This window comes from Streptomyces paromomycinus (genome assembly GCF_003865155.1).
Lineage (GTDB): Bacteria > Actinomycetota > Actinomycetes > Streptomycetales > Streptomycetaceae > Streptomyces > Streptomyces chrestomyceticus.
On the sequence record NZ_BHZD01000001.1, the window covers coordinates 1,537,123 to 1,557,555 of the forward strand.

The 20,433-nt window shown below is 73.2% G+C and carries 13 protein-coding genes; 5 read left to right on the forward strand and 8 right to left on the reverse strand.

The annotated features are described in order from the left end of the window. The first annotated feature begins 87 nt into the window (after positions 1 to 87). The 3 genes from OEIGOIKO_RS05925 (at position 88) to OEIGOIKO_RS05935 (ending at position 3,571) form a co-directional block, all read left to right on the forward strand. Positions 88 to 1,539 carry an amino acid permease gene (locus OEIGOIKO_RS05925; RefSeq protein ID WP_125058482.1) on the forward strand — a complete coding sequence of 484 codons (1,452 nt, stop codon included), beginning with the start codon at positions 88 to 90 and terminating at the stop codon, positions 1,537 to 1,539. Positions 1,540 to 1,605: 66 nt separating this feature from the next. Continuing rightward, positions 1,606 to 2,565 carry a GNAT family N-acetyltransferase gene (locus OEIGOIKO_RS05930; protein WP_125052484.1) on the forward strand — a complete coding sequence of 320 codons (960 nt, stop codon included), beginning with the start codon at positions 1,606 to 1,608 and terminating at the stop codon, positions 2,563 to 2,565. A 160-nt stretch (positions 2,566 to 2,725) separates the two neighbouring features. Then, entirely contained in the window at positions 2,726 to 3,571 is an 846-nt protein-coding gene (locus tag OEIGOIKO_RS05935; protein WP_125052486.1) for a sigma-70 family RNA polymerase sigma factor, read from the forward strand. Between the two features lie 21 nt (positions 3,572 to 3,592). Here the strand turns inward: OEIGOIKO_RS05935 and OEIGOIKO_RS05940 are convergent, their stop codons facing one another. Together OEIGOIKO_RS05940 and OEIGOIKO_RS05945 are read right to left on the reverse strand one after the other, a co-directional pair. Continuing rightward, a complete protein-coding gene (locus OEIGOIKO_RS05940) occupies positions 3,593 to 4,714 on the reverse strand; it encodes a prephenate dehydrogenase (protein ID WP_125052488.1) in 1,122 nt (373 codons plus the stop codon). Then, positions 4,711 to 6,114: an aminotransferase-like domain-containing protein gene (locus OEIGOIKO_RS05945; RefSeq protein WP_125052490.1), complete on the reverse strand. Its 1,404-nt coding sequence runs from the start codon at positions 6,112 to 6,114 to the stop codon at positions 4,711 to 4,713. Before OEIGOIKO_RS05945 ends, OEIGOIKO_RS05940 begins: the two co-directional genes overlap by 4 nt. A gap of 375 nt (positions 6,115 to 6,489) precedes the next feature. Here OEIGOIKO_RS05945 and hppD point away from each other — a divergent pair, with 375 nt between their 5' ends. After that, positions 6,490 to 7,596 carry a 4-hydroxyphenylpyruvate dioxygenase gene (hppD, locus tag OEIGOIKO_RS05950; RefSeq protein ID WP_125052492.1) on the forward strand — a complete coding sequence of 369 codons (1,107 nt, stop codon included), beginning with the start codon at positions 6,490 to 6,492 and terminating at the stop codon, positions 7,594 to 7,596. Next, complete coding sequence (locus tag OEIGOIKO_RS05955; RefSeq protein ID WP_174857130.1) at positions 7,586 to 8,815, forward strand: alpha-hydroxy acid oxidase; 1,230 nt, start codon at positions 7,586 to 7,588, stop codon at positions 8,813 to 8,815. Before hppD ends, OEIGOIKO_RS05955 begins: the two co-directional genes overlap by 11 nt. Positions 8,816 to 8,968: 153 nt before the next feature. Here the strand turns inward: OEIGOIKO_RS05955 and OEIGOIKO_RS05960 are convergent, their stop codons facing one another. From OEIGOIKO_RS05960 to OEIGOIKO_RS05985, 6 genes are all read right to left on the reverse strand, one after another. Beyond that, the gene (locus tag OEIGOIKO_RS05960) at positions 8,969 to 9,184 is read right to left on the reverse strand and encodes a ferredoxin (protein WP_125052494.1); all 216 of its coding nucleotides are present in this window, start codon (positions 9,182 to 9,184) and stop codon (positions 8,969 to 8,971) included. Between the two features lie 58 nt (positions 9,185 to 9,242). Beyond that, on the reverse strand, positions 9,243 to 10,457 hold the full coding sequence (locus OEIGOIKO_RS05965) for a cytochrome P450 (RefSeq protein WP_125052496.1): 1,215 nt from the start codon (positions 10,455 to 10,457) through the stop codon (positions 9,243 to 9,245). 8 nt (positions 10,458 to 10,465) lie between these two features. Beyond that, entirely contained in the window at positions 10,466 to 11,656 is a 1,191-nt protein-coding gene (locus tag OEIGOIKO_RS05970) for a cytochrome P450 (RefSeq protein ID WP_125052498.1), read from the reverse strand. Positions 11,657 to 11,681: 25 nt separating this feature from the next. Continuing rightward, a complete protein-coding gene (locus OEIGOIKO_RS05975; protein ID WP_246177228.1) occupies positions 11,682 to 13,199 on the reverse strand; it encodes a tryptophan 7-halogenase in 1,518 nt (505 codons plus the stop codon). Between the two features lie 370 nt (positions 13,200 to 13,569). Then, positions 13,570 to 13,791, reverse strand: coding sequence for an MbtH family protein (locus OEIGOIKO_RS05980; RefSeq protein WP_031002368.1), 222 nt, complete (start codon positions 13,789 to 13,791; stop codon positions 13,570 to 13,572). Continuing rightward, a complete protein-coding gene (locus OEIGOIKO_RS05985; RefSeq protein ID WP_125052503.1) occupies positions 13,788 to 20,411 on the reverse strand; it encodes an amino acid adenylation domain-containing protein in 6,624 nt (2,207 codons plus the stop codon). The genes OEIGOIKO_RS05980 and OEIGOIKO_RS05985 overlap by 4 nt, the downstream gene beginning before the upstream one ends. Between the last annotated feature and the right edge of the window lie 22 nt (positions 20,412 to 20,433).

Here is a 20,433-nt window from a genome sequence, read left to right on the forward strand (position 1 = left end):
GTGTCCGATTCCGTGTCCCCCGCCCGCACGAGAAGCCACCGCGCCGCGGATCCCGTCACGTTCGACGACGACGCGACGCTGCACGCCATGGGCTATCCGCGGAAACTGACCCGGCGGTTCCGCGCGTTCGACAATTTCGCCATCTCTTTCACCATCATCAACATCCTTTCCGGGATCTTCTCCTCCTTCGGGTTCGGTATGAACGCCGGCGGGCCGGTGATCCTGGTCTTCGGCTGGGTGGCCGTCGCCGCCATGGTGCTGTTCGTCGGCGCCTCGATGGCCGAGATCGCCTCCGCGTACCCGACCAGCGGCGCGCTGTACTTCTCGGCCGGGAAACTGGCCAAGCGGCACCGGGGCGCCTGGTCCTGGTACACGGGCTGGCTGAACTTCGTCGGCCAGGTCGGCGGCACGGCCGCCACCGGCTACGCGGCGGCCACCTTCATCCAGGCGTTCATCGCCATGCAGTGGCCGTCCTACGAGGCCACCCCGCAGCGGGCGGTCCTGATCACCGCGGCGATCCTCTTCGTCCAGGCGCTCGCCAACACCTTTACGGTGCAGCTGGTCGCGGTGCTCAACCGGATCTCCGTGTGGTGGCTGCTGATCGGCCTGGTCGCCATCGTCACCGCGCTGATCGTGCTGCCCTCGCACCACCAGTCCCCGTCGTTCGTGACGCACTTCGTGAACAACACCGGGTTCACCAACGGCCTGTACGGCGCGATGCTCGGCCTGCTCGTCACCAGCTGGACGTTCACCGGGTTCGACGGCAGTTTCCACATGTCCGAGGAGACGGTCCGGGCCACCGTCAACGCCCCCAAGGGCATCATGCGGGCCATCGGCTACTCCGCGGTCGCCGGCCTGGTCCTGATGCTCGCCCTGGTCTTCGCGATCCGCGACTACGCGGGCGCGGCGAGCGCCGAGGCGCCGCCGGTGCAGATCCTCATCGACGCGCTCGGCACCGGCACCGCCAAGTTCCTGCTGCTGATCGTGATCGGCGCGATGCTCTTCTGCGGCCTGGCCAACATGACCAGCAACACCCGGCAGATCTTCGCCTTCTCACGGGACGGCGCGATGCCCGGGTCCCGCTGGTGGCACTCGGTCTCCGCGCGCACCCGTACCCCCGTCAAGGCGGTCTGGCTGGCCGCGGCCTGCTCCCTGGTCCTCGTGATCCCGGGCTGGTGGTCGCACACCGCGTTCACCGCCGTCGTCAGCGTCAACGTCGTCGGGCTCTTCCTCGCCTACGCGGTGCCGATCTTCCTGCGGCTGCGGCTGGACACCTTCCAGCCCGGTCCGTGGAACCTGGGGCGGTACGGCAAGCTGGTCGCGGCCGTCGCGGTGACCTGGATCGTGATCAGCAGTGTGCTGTTCATGCTGCCGCAGGCCTCGCCGATCACTGCGGAATCGTTCAACTACGCGCCGATCGCGCTCGGCGTGGTCCTCGTCATCGCCACCGTGTGGTGGTTCGCCACCGCCCGGCGGCGCTTCCAGGGCCCGGTCAGCTACGGTCGCCCCGACGAAGTCGCCGCCATGGACCTCATCTGACCCACCGCCACCGCCCCGCCGCCCCGCACGGCAGCGGGGCCCGACAGCCAAGGACACCCACCAGGTATGACCTCCCCCGGCGAGATCCCGCACCAGAACGCCGCCACCGGCACCCCGGCGGCCACCGCCCCCGGGACCGCGACCGCGACCGCCACGCTGGCCACGGCCCCGGGCGCCCCGGCCGGTGAGTTCACCGTCCGCCCCGCCACCCTTGAGGAATGGCGCGACGTGGCACAGTGGGCCGCCGACGAAGGCTGGAACCCGGGCCACCGCGACACCGACTGCTTCCACGCCACCGACCCGGACGGCTTCTTCATAGGCCTGCTCGACGGACAGCTCGTCTCGTCGGTGTCCGTCGTCAACTACTCCTCGCAGTACGCGTTCCTCGGCTACTACCTGGTGCACCCGGACCACCGCGGCCGCGGACTCGGCATGGCCACCTGGCAGGCCGCGGTGCCGCACGCCGGGAACCGGACCATCGGTCTGGACGCGGTCCCGGCACAGGAAGCCACGTACCGGCGCTCCGGCTTCACCACCGCCCACCGCACCACGCGCTACCGCGGACGCCCCGTACGTCCCGGCACACCCGCGGCACCGGTGGTCCCCGTCGCACCCGGACACCTCGACGAGATCGCCGCATACGACCGCCGGTGCTTCCCGACCGACCGGCAGGCGTTCCTCTCCCGCTGGCTCACCGCCGACGGCCACCACGCGTACGCGCAGCTGCGGGACGGCAGGATCGCGGGGTACGGCGCGATCCGCCCGGCCCGCGACGGATACCGCCTGGGCCCCCTCTTCGCCGACACGTCCCGCGGCGCCGAGGCCCTGTTCGACGCGCTCACCGCGCACGTGTCCCCGGACGACGTGGTCCACGTCGACATCCCCGACCCGCACCACAGCGCCCGCACCCTGGCCCTCTCCCGGGGGCTGACCCCGGACTCCCACACGATGCGCATGTACACGGGCCCGGTGGCACCGGTGCAGGCGGAGCGGGCCTACGCGGTGACGAGCTTGGAACTGGGCTGAGCGGAGCGCCGAAGCCGCGTCCCCGCCTCCCGGGGCCCGTACGGGCCCGGCTCACCAGCACCTCGAACCTCCATACGCAGCACCCCCGTTCACCCGACGTCAGTACCCTCACCCGAGAAAGGTGATGCTGCGCGGTACGCATGGGGCACAGGAGGCTTCGATGGGCGACGGGGAGGCGGGAGGCGAGGACGCGGCGGCGTTCTCCCGGTTGGGGGCCAGGTACCGGGCGGAGTTACAGGTGCACTGCTACCGGCTGCTCGGATCGTTCGAGGCATCCGGCGAGCTGCTGGCCGAAACGCTGCTGCGGGCCTGGCGCGAGCGGGAGACGTTCGCCGGGCACGCGACGTTCCGTACCTGGCTGTACCGCGTCGCGACCCACACCTGCCTGGAGCACCTGGCCGCCCGGCCGCGCACCCCTGCGACCGTGCAGCCGTGCCCCGACACGCTGCTGGACCAGGTGCTCACCCAGGAACCGGCGTCGGGTGAGGTGGTGGCCGAGCACACGATCGGGCTGGCCTTCATAGAGGCGCTCCAGTCCCTGCCGCCGCGCCAGCGCGCCGTGCTCGTCCTGCGGGACGTGCTGGGCTGGTCGGCACGCGAGACCGCCGCGACACTGGGAGTCAGTGTGGCGGCAGTGAACAGTGCGCTGCAACGGGCCCGCCCGAGGGTGCGGGGCCGGGAGGTCACGGAAACGGCGAGCTCCGAAGGCGCCGAGGTGCTCCAGCTTTACGTGGCGGCGCTGGAGAACGCGGACGACATCGCGCTTGCCGCCGTATGGGGAGAGGCGGCAAGCGCGCCCCGGCTCACCGTGCCCCCGGACCTGCGCACCGTAGCCACCCGGATGAACCGGCAGCCCGCTGTCGCGCTCTACGCCCGGGGACCGGGCGGGACCACCCACCGCGCCCACGCCCTCGACGTGCTGCGCGTCGAGAACGGACGGATCGCGGAGATCACCGTTTTCGGCCCCGGCCTCTTCGCCGTCCTGGGCCTGCCCGTCGCCCTGTGAGCGCCCTCGCGCCGAGCCGGCTCACGCGACGCACGCCGGGTGCCCGTCGGCCTCCGTGCCGGCCTCCCAGCCCTCGGCCGTGACCCGGGCCAGCAGGGGGCCGGAAACGGCGGCGGGTACGGCGAGCCGGACCGTCAGGTCGCCGCGCACGCCGTCGGCCGGACGTACCTGCGCGTCCTCGGGACCGACGCCCAGTTCGGCGGTGGCGGCCAGCAGCCGGGAGAGTTCGCCGGGGCGGTCGGCGATCCGGACGCGTACGGACGCGAGCTGCGCCGGGCGGCCGGGGAGCGCCGTGGAGAGCTCGCCGAGCCCGGAGATGCCCCGGTCGAGGAGGTCGACGACCGCCGCCAGGCTGTGCGCGCTGCGCCGGTCGGCCGGTCCGGCCAGGTCGCGCAGGGCGGTGAGGAGGTCGGCGAGGTCGGCCTGGAGGTCGGTGAGGACGCCGGCGACGGCACCGGCGTTGGCCTGGAGGATGTCGCTCCAGAGGCGGGAGTCGCCGCCGGCGATCCGGGTCACGTCCCGGAGCCCCTGGCCCGCGAGCCGCGCGGCCTGCGGAGGTCCGGCGCCTAGCCGGGCCGCCATCAGGCTGGACACCACGTGCGGCACGTGGGAGGTGAGCGCCACCGCATCGTCGTGCGCCTTGCTCTGCATCACCAGCGGTACGGCTCCGCACAGCCCGATCAGGGAGAGCGCGCGGTCGAGGGCGGTGCGGGAGGTGAGCCGGGACGGGGTGAGCACCCAGACGCGGTCCTGGAAGAGGTCGACGCGGGCCGCGAGGGGGCCGGAGCGTTCGCGGCCGGCCAGCGGGTGGCCGCCGATGTAGCGGGTCGGGTCGGGTGCCCGGGCCAGGACCGCCCGTTCCGGTTCGTACTTCACGCTGGCCACGTCGGTGTACGTACGGGCGAGTCCGCGCGCCTGCTGCTGGGCGAGGACGGTGGCGACGAGGCTGGGCGGGACGGCGATCACGGCGAGGTCCACCGGTTCGGGCGGCGGCCCCGGCAGCCCGGCGCCCAGCGCGGCGGCGGTCCGTACGGCGCAGGGGTCGCTGTCCAGGAGGTGCACCCGGACACCCTGGCGGGCCGCCGCGAGGGCCAGTGAGGTGCCGATCAGTCCGGTGCCGACGACGGCGAGGGTGCGGATCACCGGGCACCGTCCGGGGGCGGGCCGGCCGGCGCGGCGGGCGGGGTGGCGGCCCCGTTCGCCGCACCGGCCTCCTGCGCCGCCGTACCACCGTTGGCGCGGAGCCGTTCGGTGATGAGCGCGGCGAGCCGGTCGAGGCCCTGCTCGATGCGTTCGGGGGTGAGGGTGCTGATGGACAGCCGGAGCTGGCGGCACTGCGCGGACGCGCCGTAGAAGTGGTGCATCGGGGTGAACAGCACACCGAAGCGGCGGGCCGCGTGCTGGAGGAAGGCGTCGGTGACGACGAACGGCACGCTGACGACGACGAAGAAGCCGCCGGTCGGTTCGTTCCAGGTGACGCCGGGGCAGTCGGCGAAGCGCCGGGCCAGTCCGGCCAGCACCTGGTTGAGGTTGCGCCGGTAGACGTCCGTCTCCCGGCGGTTGGCCTCGACCATGCTGCACCCGTGCCGGAGCAGTTTGCCGCCGATGACCGCCTGGGCGATCGGCGAAGTGTTGACGGTGAGCATGCTCTTGATCTTCGACAGTTCGTCGGCGAGGAGCCGGTCGCCGCCGTCGCCGGTCACCCGCTGGTCGGCGACCACGAACCCGACCCGCGCCCCGGGGACCCCGGTCTTGGCGAACGAACCCAGGTAGACGACCCGGCGGTTGCGGTCCAGGGACTTCAGCGTCGGCGGCCGCTCGGCGGACGTGTGGAAGACGCCGTACGCGTTGTCCTCCAGCAGGAGGAGGTTCTCGTTCTCGGCGATCTCCAGCAGCCGGTGCCGGTCGGCCACGTCCATGCTGGCGCCCACCGGGTTGGAGAAGTCGGGCGTCACGTAGCAGGCGCGCACCCGCCGGCCCGCGGCCCGCGCGCGGCGCAGCTGGGTGAGCAGGTCGTCCAGATCGATGCCGTGCTCCCCGGTGTGCACCGGCAGCACGGGCAGGTCGGCGAGGAGCGCGGCGCCGGTGAGGCCGACGTAGGCGGGCCGCGGCGCGAGCACGGCGTCGCGGCTGCCGGCCCGCAGCGCGCGCAGGACGAGGAACATCGCCTCCTGGCAGCCGACCGTGACGACCACGGACCCGTCCACGGCCTCGATGCCCTCGTCCACGGCCAGGCCCCGCGCGATCAGTCCGGCGATGATCCCTTTCGTCTCGCCGTACTGGTACAGGGTCCGGGCGATTTCCGTTTCCGTCATCCGGCGCTCGGACCGCAGATGATCGCAGAAGGTCTGCAGGTATTCATGCACCTGAGCTGCGTCATAAAAGCCTTCGTACGGCCGCCCCGCCGCGAAAGAGATCGCTTCCGGATACTCGTCGGCGATCTGATTCAGAAGATTCATGGACTCCATCGAGGCGTCGGCCAGCGAAGCGTGCAGCGTCGCGGCATTCAACTCGGCGACAATTTCCGGTTGCGTGATTTCCATGGCTGCCTTCTGTCAGTCAGGAAGGGTTACGGCGCGCGTCCGCGGCCCGTGCCGGGCCCTCAGCATCCCCCAGGGCCGGATCGACGGCAATGGTTCTCCCGCGCGCGTACGGGGTCAAGGTGACAGCGCGCCGACGGCCGGCCCACGCTTTTCTTGACAGCTGCGACGGCGGTGGGGGCCGGTGTAATGTCGGGCAACACCGAATTGGTTCGCCTTCCGCTGTCCGGCGGCAGTGGCGAACCCGCGAAGAGGTCCACGGATTCGGCCGGGCCGGGCGGTCATCGGCGCGGTCGTGCGGCAGGTAATCCGTCCACTCCGGTAGGCGAGCCGGCTCGACGAGCCGCGTCCAGATCATTCCTTCAAACGGGGACTCTCATGACAGTTTCGAAAACCACAGCGGCAACGGCTGCTGTCAGCCCGGTCAGCGATCTCGCGATCGACTACGTCGAGCTGTACGTGGAAGACCTGGACGCGGCGGCGTTCGCCTGGGTCGACCGGTACGCGTTCACCGTCGTCGGCACCGGCGGCTCCAGCGAGCACCGCAGCATCGCCCTGCGGCACGGCACGATCACCCTGGTGCTCACCATGGCGACCTCCGACCGGCACCCGGCGTCGGTCTACGTCCTGGCGCACGGCGAGGGCGTCGCGGACATCGCGCTGCGCACCGCCGACGTCGAGCGCGCGTACGCCCACGCGGTGGCCAACGGCGCCCAGCCGCTGCGCGAGCCCGCCCGGCACGGCCCCGGCGGCGGCGTCACGGCCACCGTCAGCGGCTTCGGCGACGTGGTGCACACGCTGGTGCAGCGCGCCCCGGAGGAGGGCCCCGGGCTGCCGGTCGGCTTCGTGCCGACGCTCAAGTCCCGGCAGCCGGTGCCCAGCGAGGTGGGGCTGCTCGAACTGGACCACATCGCGGTGTGCCTGAACCACGGCGACCTCGACGCGACCGTCGCGTACTACGAGCGGGCGCTCGGCTTCCGCGAGATCTTCGAGGAGCACATCGTCGTGGGCGCGCAGGCGATGGACTCCAAGGTCGTCCAGAGCCCCACCGGCCGGGTCACCCTGACCCTCATCGAGCCGGACACCACCGCCGACCCGGGGCAGATCGACGACTTCCTCAAGAGCCACCACGGGGCCGGGGTGCAGCATCTCGCGTTCTCCTGTGACGACGCCGTGCACGCGGTGCGTACCCTCGGCGGCCGCGGCGTGGAGTTCCTCAGCTCCCCCGCCGCCTACTACGACCTGCTGGGCGAGCGGATCGCGCTCAGCGACCACAGCCTGGACGACCTGCGGTCGACCGGTCTGCTGGCGGACCAGGACCACGGCGGGCAGCTGTTCCAGATCTTCACCGCCTCCACCCACCCGCGGCGGACGATCTTCTACGAGATCATCGAGCGGCAGGGCGCGCAGACGTTCGGCAGCTCCAACATCAAGGCGCTGTACGAGGCCGTGGAGCTGGAGAAGAAGGGCCAGCGTGTCCTGTGAGGAACCGGCGCCCGGCGGCGCGGCGGCGGACACGCTCCTGACCCTTGAGGACGTCGAGCGTGCCGCCGCCGCGGTGCTGCCCGCCGGGGTACGGGACTTCGTCGCGGGCGGCAGCGGACGCGAGCGGACGCTCGCCGCCAACCGGGAGGCCTTCGACCGGGTCTTCGTGCGGCCTCGGGTGCTGCGGGACGTGTCGCGGTGCGCGACCGGCGCCGACCTGCTGGGCCGCCCGGCGCGGATGCCGGTGGCGGTGGCCCCGGTCGCGTACCAGGCCCTGGTGCATCCGGACGGCGAACTGGCGGCGGCGCGGGCGGCGAAGGCCGCGGGGGTGCCGTTCACGGTGAGCACGCTGAGCACCGTGCCGGTGGAGGAGATCACAGCGCTCGGCGGCCGGGTCTGGTTCCAGCTGTACTGGCTGCGCGAGCCGGGCCGGGCCCTGGAGCTGGCGCGGCGTGCGGAGGACGCCGGCTGCGAGGCGCTGATGCTGACCGTGGACGTGCCCTGGATGGGGCGGCGGCTGCGCGACGTACGCAACGAGTTCGCGCTGCCGGAGCGGGTGCGGGCGGTCCATCTGGACGGTGGCGGCCCCTCGGCCGCGCACCGGCGCGCCGCCGGTGCCTCGGCGGTGGCCGTGCACACCGGCCAGGAGTTCTCGTCGGCGCTGACCTGGTCGCAGGTGGCGGAGCTGCGGGCGCGGACCCGGCTTCCGCTGCTGCTCAAGGGGGTGCTGGCGGCCGAGGACGCGGTGCGTGCCGCGGAGTTCGGGGTGGATGCCGTCGTGGTGTCCAACCATGGAGGTCGACAGTTGGACGGTGCCCTGCCGAGCGTCGAGGCGCTGCCGGAGATCGCGGAGGCGGTCGGCGGGAGCTGCCAGGTGCTGCTGGACAGCGGCGTCCGCTCGGGTACGGACGTGCTCAAGGCGCTGGCGCTGGGCGCGGCCGGAGTACTGGTCGGGCGTCCGCCGGTGTGGGGCCTGGCCGCGGCCGGGGAGGCGGGCGTGCACCGGGTGCTGGGTCTGCTGGCCGCGGAACTGTCCGACGCGCTGGGGCTGGCGGGCTGCGCCACGGTGGCGGACGCGCGGCGGCTGCGTACGGTGCGGATCGGGGCGCCGGTGAGGTCTGCCGGACCGACTGGCCCCGTCGGAGCGACCGCACCGGACCGGCCGGACGATTCCGGAGCCCGGGCCGGCGCCGCCCGGTCGGAGACCGGCGGGCCCTAGACCGGCCGGAGGCCGGCGGGCCGTAACCCCGACGTGCCGGTGTCCCGTCCCGCTCGACGACGCACGACAAAGCTCCTGGCGGCCGTTCTCCGGCCCCCAGGAGCTTCGTCGTGGTGTTCCCGGTGGCCCGGCGCGCCGCCGGACCCGGTGACGTTACGAGGCGTCCGTCTCCATCTCGTGCACCGCGATGGCGCCCGCCGGGCAGCGCAGGGCCGCCGTCCGTACCTTCGCCTCCAGTGCCGCGGGCGGCACCGGGTCGGTGAGCCGCACCGTGCCGTCCTCCTCCGACTGGTCGAAGACCGCGGGCACCAGCAGCTTGCACATGCCGGAAGCGGCGCAGATCTCCGGGTCCACCCGTACCTCGACCATCGTGCTCTCCTCATCTCCGGGGTGTCCGGGCGCCGGGCGCCCTGGTGGTTCCCGGCCGTCACCAGGCGACCGGGAGGCGCTCCAGGCCGTAGGCGATGGAGTTCGTCTTGTGCGGCACGTCGGCGGCGGGTACGGCCAGCCGCAGGCCGGGGAAGCGCCGCCACAGCGCCAGGTAGGCGGTGCGCAGTTCCATCCTGCCGAGCGCGGCGCCGATGCAGTGGTGGATGCCGTGCCCGAAGGCGATGTGCGGCAGCGGGTCGCGGTCGACGTCGAACCGGTCGACGTCGGGGCCGAGCGCCGGGTCGCGGTTGGCCATCGGGATCGAGCAGACGATCTCCTCCCCGGCCTTGACCAGCTGTCCGGCCACGACCACGTCCTCGACGGCGGTGCGCGGGGTCGGCGCGTGGGCGACGGACAGGAAGCGCAGCAGTTCGTCGACCACGCGGTCCACGTTCTTCTCGGGGTCCGCCAGCAGGATGGCGAGCTGGTCCGGGTGTTCCAGAAGGGCCAGCACGCCGAGGCTGATCATGCCGGTGACGTTGTCGAGCCCGGCGAGCACCATCAGGCCGCAGATGCCGAGCAGTTCCTCGTCGTCGAAGTTGTCGCCGTGGTCGCGGATGAGCTGGCCGATGAACCCCTCGTCGGGGTCCTTGCGCTGCCGTTTGACCAGCGCGCGCAGGTAGCCGGAGGTGTACGCCTGGGCGGCGGCCCGGTCCTTGCGGCTGCGGTCCTGCTCCAGCTGCCACTGGTGCTTGACCAGGAACTCGCGCCGGTCGTCGCGGGGCACGCCGAGCAGTTCGCACAGGACGGCGCCGGAGATCGGGCTCGCGTAGAGGTCGACGAGGTCGGCGGGCTGCCCGTTGCGCTCCATGGCGTCCAGGCAGCGTTCCGCGATCTGTTCGGTCACCGGCTTGAGCCGCTGGATGCGGCGCACCGTGAACTCCGGGGTGAGCATCTTGCGGAGCCGGGTGTGCTCCGGCTGGTCGTAGTCCATGAGGTGGCCGGACATCTCCTGCGGGCGGTGCTTGCTCCCGCCGCGGACGGCCTGGGCACGGAACCGGCGCTGGTTGCTGAAGCGGACGTGGTCGCCCATCACCTGCCGGACCGCTTCGTAGCCCAGGGCCATCCAGATGGGCTCGGGCGCGGCGCCGGGCGCCGGGGCCACCTCCTCCTTGACGAGGGCGCCCTGGGCGCGCTGCTGACGGATGTCGTCGGACGGGCCGAAACCGGCCCTGCGGGCATGGTCGAACTGGTGCTGGGTCTCCTCCGGCATTGCGCCTCCTACCATTCGACGGGCAGAGATTCCAGGGCGTACTGACGTGACCGGGCGGGCCGGAAGCGGACCTTCTCCGGCGGTACCGCCAGCCGCAGGCCGGGGAAGCGGCGCAGCAGTGCCGGGAAGGCGATGCGCAGTTCCATCCTGGCCAGCGGGGCACCGAGGCAGTGGTGGATGCCGTGCCCGAAGGCCATGTGCGGGGTCGGCTCGCGGGTGATGTCGAAGCGGTCCTCGGGTTCGCCGGCGGCCGGTACGCGGTTGGCGGCCAGCAGGGAACAGGCCACGCTCTCCCCGGCCTTGATCTGCTGGCCGCCGATGGTGACGTCTTCCAGGGCGGTGCGGGGCGAGGCGGTGTGGATGACCGTGAGGTAGCGGACCATCTCCTCCACGGCGCGGTCGGTCAGCTCGGGGTTGTCGCGCCAGAGGGCGAGCTGGTCCGGGTGCTCCAGCAGCAGCAGGGTGCCCAGGCCGATGATGCTGGCGACCTGTTCGAAGCCGGCCGCCATCACGGTCGCGCCGATGCCGGCCAGTTCCGCGTCGGAGATCGCCGGGCCCTGCTCGCGGACCAGGTTCCCGATCATGTCCTCGCCGGGGTTGCGGCGCCGCCGCTCGGCGAGCTGTCCCATGTACGCCCAGTACGCCTTGCCGGCCGCCAGCTGCTGTTCCTGGGTGCGGCCGACGTCGCGGGTGATGTCGAGGTAGCGGGCCAGTTCCGTCTGGTCGTCCCGGGGCACGCCGAGCAGCTCGCAGCTGACGAGCCCCGGGATCGGCCAGGCGAAGTACCGTACGAGGTCCGCGGGGCGCCCGATGCGTTCCATGGTGTCGAGGCAGTCCTCGACGACCTCCTCGACGCGGGGCTCCAGCCGGCGCATCCGTCGCACCGTGTACTCCGCCGTGAGGAGCTTGCGCAGCCGGGTGTGGTCGGGCGGGTCGTACTGGAGGAGGTTGCCCGCCTGGACCAGGTTCTGCGCGTCCTCCTCGCTGTCGGCGGGCGGCCGGGTGCTGAACCGTTCGGTGTCGGAGAGCACCGCCCGTACCTCGGCGTGCCCGGTGGCCACCCAGCCGAGCTGGCGGGACGGGCCGATGGTCACGTCGGTCTCGACCAGGGGCGTCTCCCTGGCCATCGCGACGAGTTCGGGCACCGGGTCGAAGCGGTCCCGCCGGTAGTGGGCGGGAATCTCGGGTGTCTCGGGCATCCGCGGATCCTTTCCTGCGTCGGGGTCAGCCGCTGCTGGCGGGGAGCCAGAACATGCCGTCGGGGGACGAGACGAGTCCGCCGGGGACGAGGGGGGCCTCCGGTTCGGCGTCGGCGCCCAGCAGGGCCCGCATCTGCACCTGCGAGCCCTCCCGGGTCACCTGGCTGACCACGGCGGACTTGAACAGCGGCAGCATGCTGCCGTCCTCGCTGTGCGCCAGCTGGTCCACGGCGCCCGCGAACTCCGCCGAGTCGGCCCGCAGCCGTTCCACCATCGCGTCGGCTTCGGAGAGCGCCGCCTCCCCGGACGAGACGCCGCCGACCAGGTCGACGAACGCCTCCATCTCGGTGCGGTCGTGGTGGGTGACCTTCTTCGCCTGCCAGAAGTAGGACTGCTCACTGTGGTGCATCTCGTAGAACGAGAGCAGGAACTCGTAGAAGACGCTGTACTCGCGCCGGTAGCGCGCCTCGAACTCGCGGATCGCCACCGTCTCGTCGACCAGCCCGGCCAGCGCGCTGTTGATGCTGCGGGCGGCCAGCAGGCCGCTGTAGGTCGCCAGGTGGACACCGGAGGAGAACACCGGGTCGACGAAGCACGCCGCGTCGCCCACCAGGAGCATGCCGGGGCGGGCGAACGTCGTCTGGTGGTACGAGTAGTCCTTGCGGACGCGCAGTTGGCCGTACTGGCCGTCGGTGACCCGGGTGGCGCCGGAGAGGTACTCCGCTATCAGGGGGCACTCGGCTATCAGGGCCGCGAGCGCGCGCTCGCGGTCGCCCTGGATCTTGTCCGCCATGTCGCGCCGTACCACCGCGCCCACGCTGGTCAGGGTGGGGCTGAGCGGGATGTACCAGAACCAGCCGCTGTCGAAGGCGACGGAGAGGATGTTGCCGGAGTTCGGCTCGGGCAGCCGCTTGCCGCCCTCGAAGTAGCCGAACAGGGCGAGGCTGCGGAAGAACTCCGAGTACTTCCGTTCGCCGCCCACCCGTTGGAAGAGGCGGCTCTTGTTGCCCGAGGCGTCCACCACGTACGTCCCGTACGCCTCACGCCGTGCCCCGTCGGCGTCGGTGTAGCGCACGCCCCGGACCCGCTCGGCGTCCTCGATCACGTCCGCGACGGCGCAGCCCTCGCGCACCACCGCACCGGACCGCCCGGCGTGCCGCAGCAGGATCTCGTCGAACTTCGAGCGCTCCACCTGGTACGCGTACGAGGTCGGCCCGGCCATGCGTTCCGAGACGGAGAAGGAGAACGTCCACGGTTCGGGCGTCGCCCCCCAGCGGAAGGTGCCGCCCCGCTTGCGGGTGAAGCCCGCCGCCGCCAGGTCGTCCGCGACCCCGGTCAGCCGGCACACCCCGTGCACCGTCGACGGCAGCAGCGACTCGCCGATCTGGTAGCGGGGGAAGAACTCCTTCTCCAGCACCAGTACCCGGTGTCCCTGCCGCGCCACCAGCGCGGCCAGCGTCGAGCCGGCCGGCCCGCCGCCGACGACCACCACGTCGAACGTCTCCGAGCGAGCGGAGTTCCCTGCGTTCGCTGAATTCGCCACGGCCCTCTCCCCCATTCTCGGGCGGAATGTTTCTGTGCGTTTGCGCGCAGAATCCTGTCCGCCTGCTATTCGATTGTTAATTTTTCCTGAGAAGTCGTCAAGGAAGGCGATTTGACACCGGGCCGCGGTACGCGCCGGCCGGTCGGTGACGGCGGCGACGCGGTGCAACGGGCGTTGCCACCACGCCGCCACGTCCCCGGTCCCGGCGGCGATCACGTACCCGCCGGACCGTGCCCACGCCCTACCGCGCCCGGGACCGGCGGGGCGGCGCCGGACACGGCCGGCACGGTTTTGGTCCGCACGCCGGAACGTCCCCGCGGGGGCGGCCCGCGTCCGGACCGCCCCCTCCATGGCCGTGCCGCGTGCGCGGTTACGCGTTGCCGCTCGCGCTCATTTCCGCGATGAGACTCTTCGGACGCATGTCCGTCCAGTTCTCGTCGATGTAGTCGAGGCATTCCTGCCGGCCGGCTTCCCCGTGCACCGAGGTCCAGCCTTCCGGAATTTCCGCGAATGCGGGCCAGAGCGAGTGCTGGCCCTCGTCGTTGACGAGCACCAGGAAGGTGCCGTTCTCGTTGTCGAACGGATTGGTCATGACGGGTTCCTTTCCCCTGTCGGCCGCACGGCCTGGAGCTTTTCCGCTACGACGCGCCCGATCTGTGCCAAGGGCGCGGGCTGGAGCATGTCGTTGTGGTCGACGGCGATGTCGTGGGTGTCGATGTCGCCCGCGACGAAGGTCCGCCAGCTGGCGACGGCGTCCCACGCCTGGGAGTTCTCGGGCCGGTTGACGGTGGCGACGAAGACCACGAGGTCGCCGCCGAACCGCTTCGGGGTGTAGCCGTAGGAGAGCCGGCCCGAGTTGACGGTCACTTCCCTGATGGCGGTCAGGAGCTGTTCGTCCAGTCCGAGTCCGGCGACGCCGCCACCGTCGCCGCCGGCCTCCCCGCCGCCGTCCGGCGGCCCCTGCTCGCCCAGCTCGCGGCGCATCGTGACGTCCTCGCCCTCGCGGGCGGCGGGCGTCTCGCCGAAGAACTCGCCGGTGTCTCCGCCGTGATAGGTGTCGAGCAGGGCGAGCAGGGCGACCTTCTCGCCCTGGGCCTCCAGGGCGGTGGCGACCGCGTAGGCCACGGTACCGCCGAAGGACCAGCCGAGGAGGTGGTACGGGCCGCTGGGCTGGACCGTGCGGATCTGGTCGACGTAGTCGGCGGCCATCTCCTCCATGGTCAGCGGCAGCGGCTCGGGCCCGGCCAGGCCGCGGGCCTGGAGCCCGTAGACCGGCCGGTCGGCGGGCAGGTGCGGCAGCAGCCCCCGGTAGCCCCAGCTCAGCCCGAGGCTGGGGTGGAGGCAGAACAGCGGCGGCAGGCTGCCCTGGGTCCGCAGCGGCAGCAGGACGCCGAGGTCGCCGCGGCTGGTGCCGCGGGCCGCGCCGGTACGGGCCTGGCGCGCGCTGCTCGCGTCCGCCACGGTGAGCAGGCCGGCCGTGCTGCGCCGCGCCCGGTCGCCGGTGTGCAGCATCCGCTCGCCGGGCGGCCCGAAGGGGTCCGCGACGAACCGTTCACCGGTGCGCGCGCGGGCGCCCGTGTAACCGCGTGCCATCGCCGCGCCCGCGACGTACAGGTCGCCGGTGACGCCGGGCGGGACCGGCCGCAGCAGGTCGTCGAGGACGTAGGCGCGGGTGTTGGGCACCGGCCGGCCTGTAGGCAGCGGCGACGGTACGGACTCGTGCGGGGCCGCCCGGTGTTCGAGCCAGGGGCCTGCCGTCCCGGCGGCGGCGTGGCCGGTGACCACGGTGACGTCCGGGTGCATCGCCCGCCACTTCAGCAGGCCGTCGTCGGCCTCCGGCGTGCCCGCCGACACCACGAGGACTTCCGTGGGCCGCTGCCCGTCCGGCAGTTCGGTGAGCGTCGGCACCAAGTCCCGGGTGGTCACCAGCAGCCGTTCGGTGCCGGTCCCGTCGGGTGTGCGGACGTCCTCCGGGGCGCCGAGCCGGACGCTGCCGCCGCCGCACAGGGCCGCGAGCAGCGGGATGACGAGCGCCGCGACGGGGGCCCGGGTGTCGAGCAGGGCCGTGCCGGCGACCGCCGGGGTGGCCTGGGCGCGGTACGCCGTCTGGCCGGCCAGCGTCCGGTGGTCGACGACGGCCGCGGGGCCGTCCGGTGCCGTGCCGTCGAGCATCAGCGCGGGCTGGGCGGGCAGCGGCGGCCGGAATTCCGGTTCCGCCGGGCCGGCGGCCGCGCCGGGTGCGTCGGTCGGCGGGGCGTCCAGAACGACGGTCGGCACCGGGCCGTCCGCCGGCAGCCGCGCGGCCGTGGCCGCGGCGCAGACCAGGGCGGCGGGCCGGCTCGCGGCCAAGACGGCCCCGATGTCCCCGACCGGCCGGTGGGAGTCCACGGGGCGGCAGGCGGCACCGCTCTTCAGGACGCCGGTGAGCGCGACCAGGAAGGCGGTGGTGACCGGTTCCGCCACGGCCACGACGTCCTCGGCACCGATGCCCAGCTCCGTGAGCCGGCGGGCCAGCGCGCCGCTCGCGGTGTCCAGCGCCCCGTAGGTGAGCACGCCGTCGGGGCCGGTGGCGGCCACCGCGTCCGGGGTGCGGGCCGCCTGCGCGGCCAGCTGCTCGACGACGGTACGGTCCGGGGTCTCGGCCGCGGTGCCGTGGAAGTCCGCCACCAGACGGCGGAACTCCTCCTCGTCCAGCAGGACGTCCACCCGGCTCAGGGACAGTTCGGGGTCGGCCGCGAGCTGTTCCAGTACGCGCACCAGCCGGTCGGCGAACGCCTGCGCGGTGTCGTGGTCGAACAAGTCGGTGGCGTACGTGAGGTGGCCGTCCATGCCGTCCGGGGAACCGTCGGCGCGCTGCCGCTCGGTCAGGCCGACCGACAGGTCCAGCTCGCCGGTCGCGCCGTCCACGTCGAGGCGGCCGGTGCGCAGGCCGGGCAGCTCCCACGGGTCCCACACCTCGGTCCTGCCCTCGTGGACGTCCAGGCCGATCTGGAAGACGGGGTGCCGGTCCACGGAGGGCGGCAGCGGCAGCGCGTCCACCACGCGCTCGAAGGGCACGTCCTGGTGGTTGACGGCCTCGCGGTGGGTCTGCTGGACGCGGCGCAGCAGTTCGAGGAAGCCGGGGTCGCCGGAGGTGTCCGTCCGCAGGGCCAGCGGGCCGTCGAAGGGGCCCACCAGTCCTTCCAGGCCGTCCTCGTCCCGGCGGGCCCGGGTGGTGCCGAGGACGATGTCGGTGCCCGCGCCGAGGCGGGTGAGCAGCAGGGCCAGCGCGGCCTGGACGACCATGAAGCCGGTGGCCTCGCGGGGTTCGGCCGCCGCCATCAGCCGGGCGTGGGCCGCCGCGTCCAGGCGCAGCGGTACGCGCTCGACGCGCCGCGAGGGCAGCGCGGGGCGCGGCCGGTCGGTGGGCAGTTCCAGTTCACCGGCCAGTCCGGCCAGGGCGTCCTGCCAGTACGTGAGCTGGTCGCTGACCAGGCTCTCCGGCTCGTCGGCGCCGCGCAGCAGCTCCTGCTCCCACACGGCGTAGTCGGCGAACTGCAGGGGCAGCGGAGCGCGTTCGGGCGCCCGGCCTTCGCAGCGTGCGCCGTACGCGGCCGACAGGTCGCGGAAGAGCGGGTCGAGGGACTGGTCGTCCGCGGCGATCCGGTGGACGGTGACCAGCAGGACGTGGTCGGTGTCCGACAGCGTGAACAGGTGCGGCGCCCAGGGCGCTTCCCGGGTCAGGTCGAAGGAGCGGGTGGCGCGGTCGGCCAACAGCTCCGGCAGGTCCTCCTCGGTGGCGGCGGTCACCGGCAGCCGCGGGCGGGCAGCCTCGTCGGTGGCGGGCACGATGTGCTGGCGCAGCTCGTTGCGGGCGCCGGAGAAGGTGGTCCGCAGGATCTCGTGGCGGGCCGCCACGTCGCCGAGCGCGGCTTCCAGCGCCGTGCGGTCCAGCTCGCCGGTCAGGCGCAGCGCGGCCGAGAACTGGTGGGCCGGGCCGCTGTCGTGCAGCCGGGTCAGCAGCCAGGTTCGGAGCTGGGCGACGGTGGCGGGTGCCTCGCCGTCGTGGCCGGCCGGGTTCAGGACCGGGCGGGCCTTCGTGGCCAGGGTGCGGGCCACGCCCGCCGCGGTGGGCGCGCTGAAGAACTGCCGCAGGTTCAGTGCGGCGTCGAACTCCTCGCGAATGCGTCCGATCAGGCGCATCGCCAGGCCGGACTCGCCGCCCAGCTCGAAGAAGTCGTCGTCGGCGCCGACCTGTTCGAGTTTGAGGACGTCGGCGAAGAGGCCGCAGAGGATCTCCTCGGTCTCGTTCTGCGGTGCCCGCCGGGAGACCCGTTCGGCGAAGTCGGGGGCGGGCAGGGCCTTGTGGTCGACCTTGCCGTTGGCGGTGACGGGCAGCGAGCCCATCACGATCACCGCGGCGGGGACCATGTAGCCGGGCAGGACCTTGGCGGCGTGGTCGCGGACCTCGTCGGAGTCGACCTCCTGGCCGTCCGGGACGACGTAGCCGACCAGCAGCCGCTCACCGGGCCGGTCCTCGCGGGCCGCGACCACGGCCTGGCCGACCGCCGGGTGCGCGGTCAGGGCCGCCTCGACCTCGCCGAGCTCCACCCGGAAGCCGCGGATCTTGACCTGGTCGTCGGCGCGGCCGGCGAACAGCAGCTCGCCCGCCTCCGTCCAGCGCACCAGGTCGCCGGTGCGGTACATCCTCCCCCCGCCTTCGGCCGGGGGGACCCCCATGCCAGGGGCGAACGGGCAGGCCACGAAGCGTTCCGCGGTCAGTCCGGCGCGGCCGAGGTAGCCGTGGGCCAGTCCGGTGCCGGCCACGTACAGTTCGCCCACGGTGCCCGCCGGCACCGGCTGGAGGAACGCGTCCAGGACGTAGACCTGCCGGTTGGCCAGCGGGCGGCCGATCGGCAGCACGCCGGCCGGTCCGTCGTCCGGCCGGGTCAGCTGCCAGGTGGCGCACAGCGTGGTCTCGGTCGGTCCGTACAGGTGGCGTACGGCGGTGCCGGGGCAGGCCGCGCGTACCCGGTCGACGGCCGCGGCGGGCACCACGTCACCGCCGGTCAGCACCTCGCGCAGGCCGTTCAGGCACTCCGGTGACTCCTCCGCCACGACGCGGAACGTGCCGGCCGTCAGGTGCACCGCGCTCACTCCGGCGGCGACCGCCGCGCGGATGTCCTGGGCGTCCACCGCGCCCGGCGCCGCGACCACCACGCGGCCGCCGGAGGCCAGCGGCACCCAGATCTCGAACAGCGAGGCGTCGAAGGCGTGCGGCGCGTGCATGAGCACCGCGTCCCGCGGGCCCACCGACCAGCCGAGGTCGCCGACCAGCCCGGCCACGCTGCCGTGCGGTACGGCCACGCCCTTGGGCACACCGGTCGAGCCCGAGGTGTACATGACGTACGCGAGGTCCTCCGCTCCCACGCGTACCGGCACCAGGGCGTCGGCCGGGCTCACCGCGAGGGCGGCCAGGGTCGGGTCGTCGTCCAGCACCACCAGTTCGGCGGCGGCGTCGACCGGCACCGCGTCGCGGGTGGCCCGTGTGCACACGACCGCCGACGGGCCGGAGTCGGCCAGCAGGAACGCGACCCGCTCCGCCGGGTGCCCGGGGTCCACCGGGACGTACCCGGCGCCCGTCTTCCACACCGCGAGCAGCGCCACGAGCAGGTCGGCGGAGCGTTCCATCAGCACCGCGACCCGGTCGCCGCGCGCCACGCCGCGGTCCGCGAGGTACGCCGCGAGCCGGTCCGACTCCCGGGCCAGTTCGGCGTAGGACAGGGAGCGGCGCGGGTCGCTCACCGCGACGGCGCCCGGTACCTGCGCGGCCTGTCCGGCGATCAGTTCCGGCACCGAGGTGCCGGGGGTCTTGGCGGCGGTGGCGTTCCAGCCCGCCAGCACCAGGTCGCGCTCCTGGTCCTCCAGGACGCCGATGCGGCCCACCGGCATCGTGGGGTCGGCGGCGAGCTGGGTGAGCACCCGGACCACCCGCTGCCCGATCAGCCGGGTCGCCTCCGCGCCGAACAGGTCGGGGCGGGAGGACAGCCGCAGGCTGATGCGGTCGCCGGGGAACACGCCGAGGGTGATCGGGTAGTGCGCCGCGTTGCGGGACAGCCCGGCCGGCTCCAGGGTCAGGGCCTGCGGGTCGTCCGGTCCGGCGGGCGGGCGCGGGAAGCTCTCGTAGACCACGAGGGTGTCGAAGGACGCGCCGGGTCCGGCGAGCTGCTGCACCTCGGACAGGCCCAGGTGCTGGTGCGGGAGGAGCGCCGACTGGCGTTCCTGGAGGGTGCTGAGCATGTCGATCGCGGGCTGTCCGCCGTCGAGCCGTACCCGTACCGGCAGGGTGTTGATGAACAGGCCGACCATCGACTCGACGTGCGGCAGGTCGTGCGGGCGGCCCGCGACGGTGGCGCCGAACACCACGTCGGTACGGCCGGCCAGCCGGGCCAGGACCAGCGCCCAGGCGCCCTGGAACAGGGTGTTGAGGGTCAGTCCGTAGCGGCGGGCCAGGTCGGTCAGCTCCCTGGAGGGCCCCTCGGGGATGTCGATCAGGACGTCCTCGGGCACCACACTGGCGCGGGTGCGGTCCGCCGGGACCACCAGGGTGGGCTCGTCGGCGCCGGCCAGCTCGGCGCGCCACGCCTCGCGGGCGGCGTCCTTGTCCTGCCGGTTGAGCCAGGCCAGGTAGTCGCGGTAGGAGGCGGTCGGCGGGAGGGCGGTGCCGTCGCCGCCCGCCGCGTACACCGCCGACAGCTCGGTGAGGACGATCGGCATCGACCAGCCGTCCATCAGGATGTGGTGGCTGGTGACGACCATGCGGTGCCGGTCGGCGCCGAGGCGGATCAGCAGGATCCGCAGCAGGGGCGCGGTGGCCAGGTCGAAGCGGCGGGCGCGTTCGGCGTCGGCCAGCCGCGCGGCCTCGGCCTCGGCGTCGTCCGGGGCGAGGCCGGACAGGTCGGCCTCCTGCCAGGGCAGTTCCACCTCGCGGGCGATGACCTGCACCATCCGGGCCCCGCTGACCCGGCGGAAGCAGGCGCGCAAAGCCGCGTGCCGGGCGACCAGGGTCTCCCATGCCGCGCGCAGCCGGCCCGCTTCCAAGGGGCCGTCGACGGCGTGTGCGGACTGCACCGTGTAGACGTCCGGCCCCTCCTCGTCAAAGGTGGCGTGGAAGAGCAGCCCCTCCTGCAGTGGTGACAGCGGCCACACGTCCTCGACCATGGATCGGGTCATCGCTTTCTCCTCACAACGCCTC

Coding starts and splice junctions, on each gene's coding strand:
- OEIGOIKO_RS05970 (WP_125052498.1), bottom strand. CDS start 11,656: ATGCCCGAGACACCCGAGATTCCCGCCCACTACCGGCGGGACCGCTTC.
- OEIGOIKO_RS05985 (WP_125052503.1), bottom strand. CDS start 20,411: ATGACCCGATCCATGGTCGAGGACGTGTGGCCGCTGTCACCACTGCAG.
- hppD (WP_125052492.1), top strand. CDS start 6,490: ATGACAGTTTCGAAAACCACAGCGGCAACGGCTGCTGTCAGCCCGGTC.
- OEIGOIKO_RS05945 (WP_125052490.1), bottom strand. CDS start 6,114: ATGGAAATCACGCAACCGGAAATTGTCGCCGAGTTGAATGCCGCGACG.
- OEIGOIKO_RS05935 (WP_125052486.1), top strand. CDS start 2,726: ATGGGCGACGGGGAGGCGGGAGGCGAGGACGCGGCGGCGTTCTCCCGG.
- OEIGOIKO_RS05960 (WP_125052494.1), bottom strand. CDS start 9,184: ATGGTCGAGGTACGGGTGGACCCGGAGATCTGCGCCGCTTCCGGCATG.
- OEIGOIKO_RS05925 (WP_125058482.1), top strand. CDS start 88: ATGGGCTATCCGCGGAAACTGACCCGGCGGTTCCGCGCGTTCGACAAT.
- OEIGOIKO_RS05980 (WP_031002368.1), bottom strand. CDS start 13,791: ATGACCAATCCGTTCGACAACGAGAACGGCACCTTCCTGGTGCTCGTC.
- OEIGOIKO_RS05965 (WP_125052496.1), bottom strand. CDS start 10,457: ATGCCGGAGGAGACCCAGCACCAGTTCGACCATGCCCGCAGGGCCGGT.
- OEIGOIKO_RS05930 (WP_125052484.1), top strand. CDS start 1,606: ATGACCTCCCCCGGCGAGATCCCGCACCAGAACGCCGCCACCGGCACC.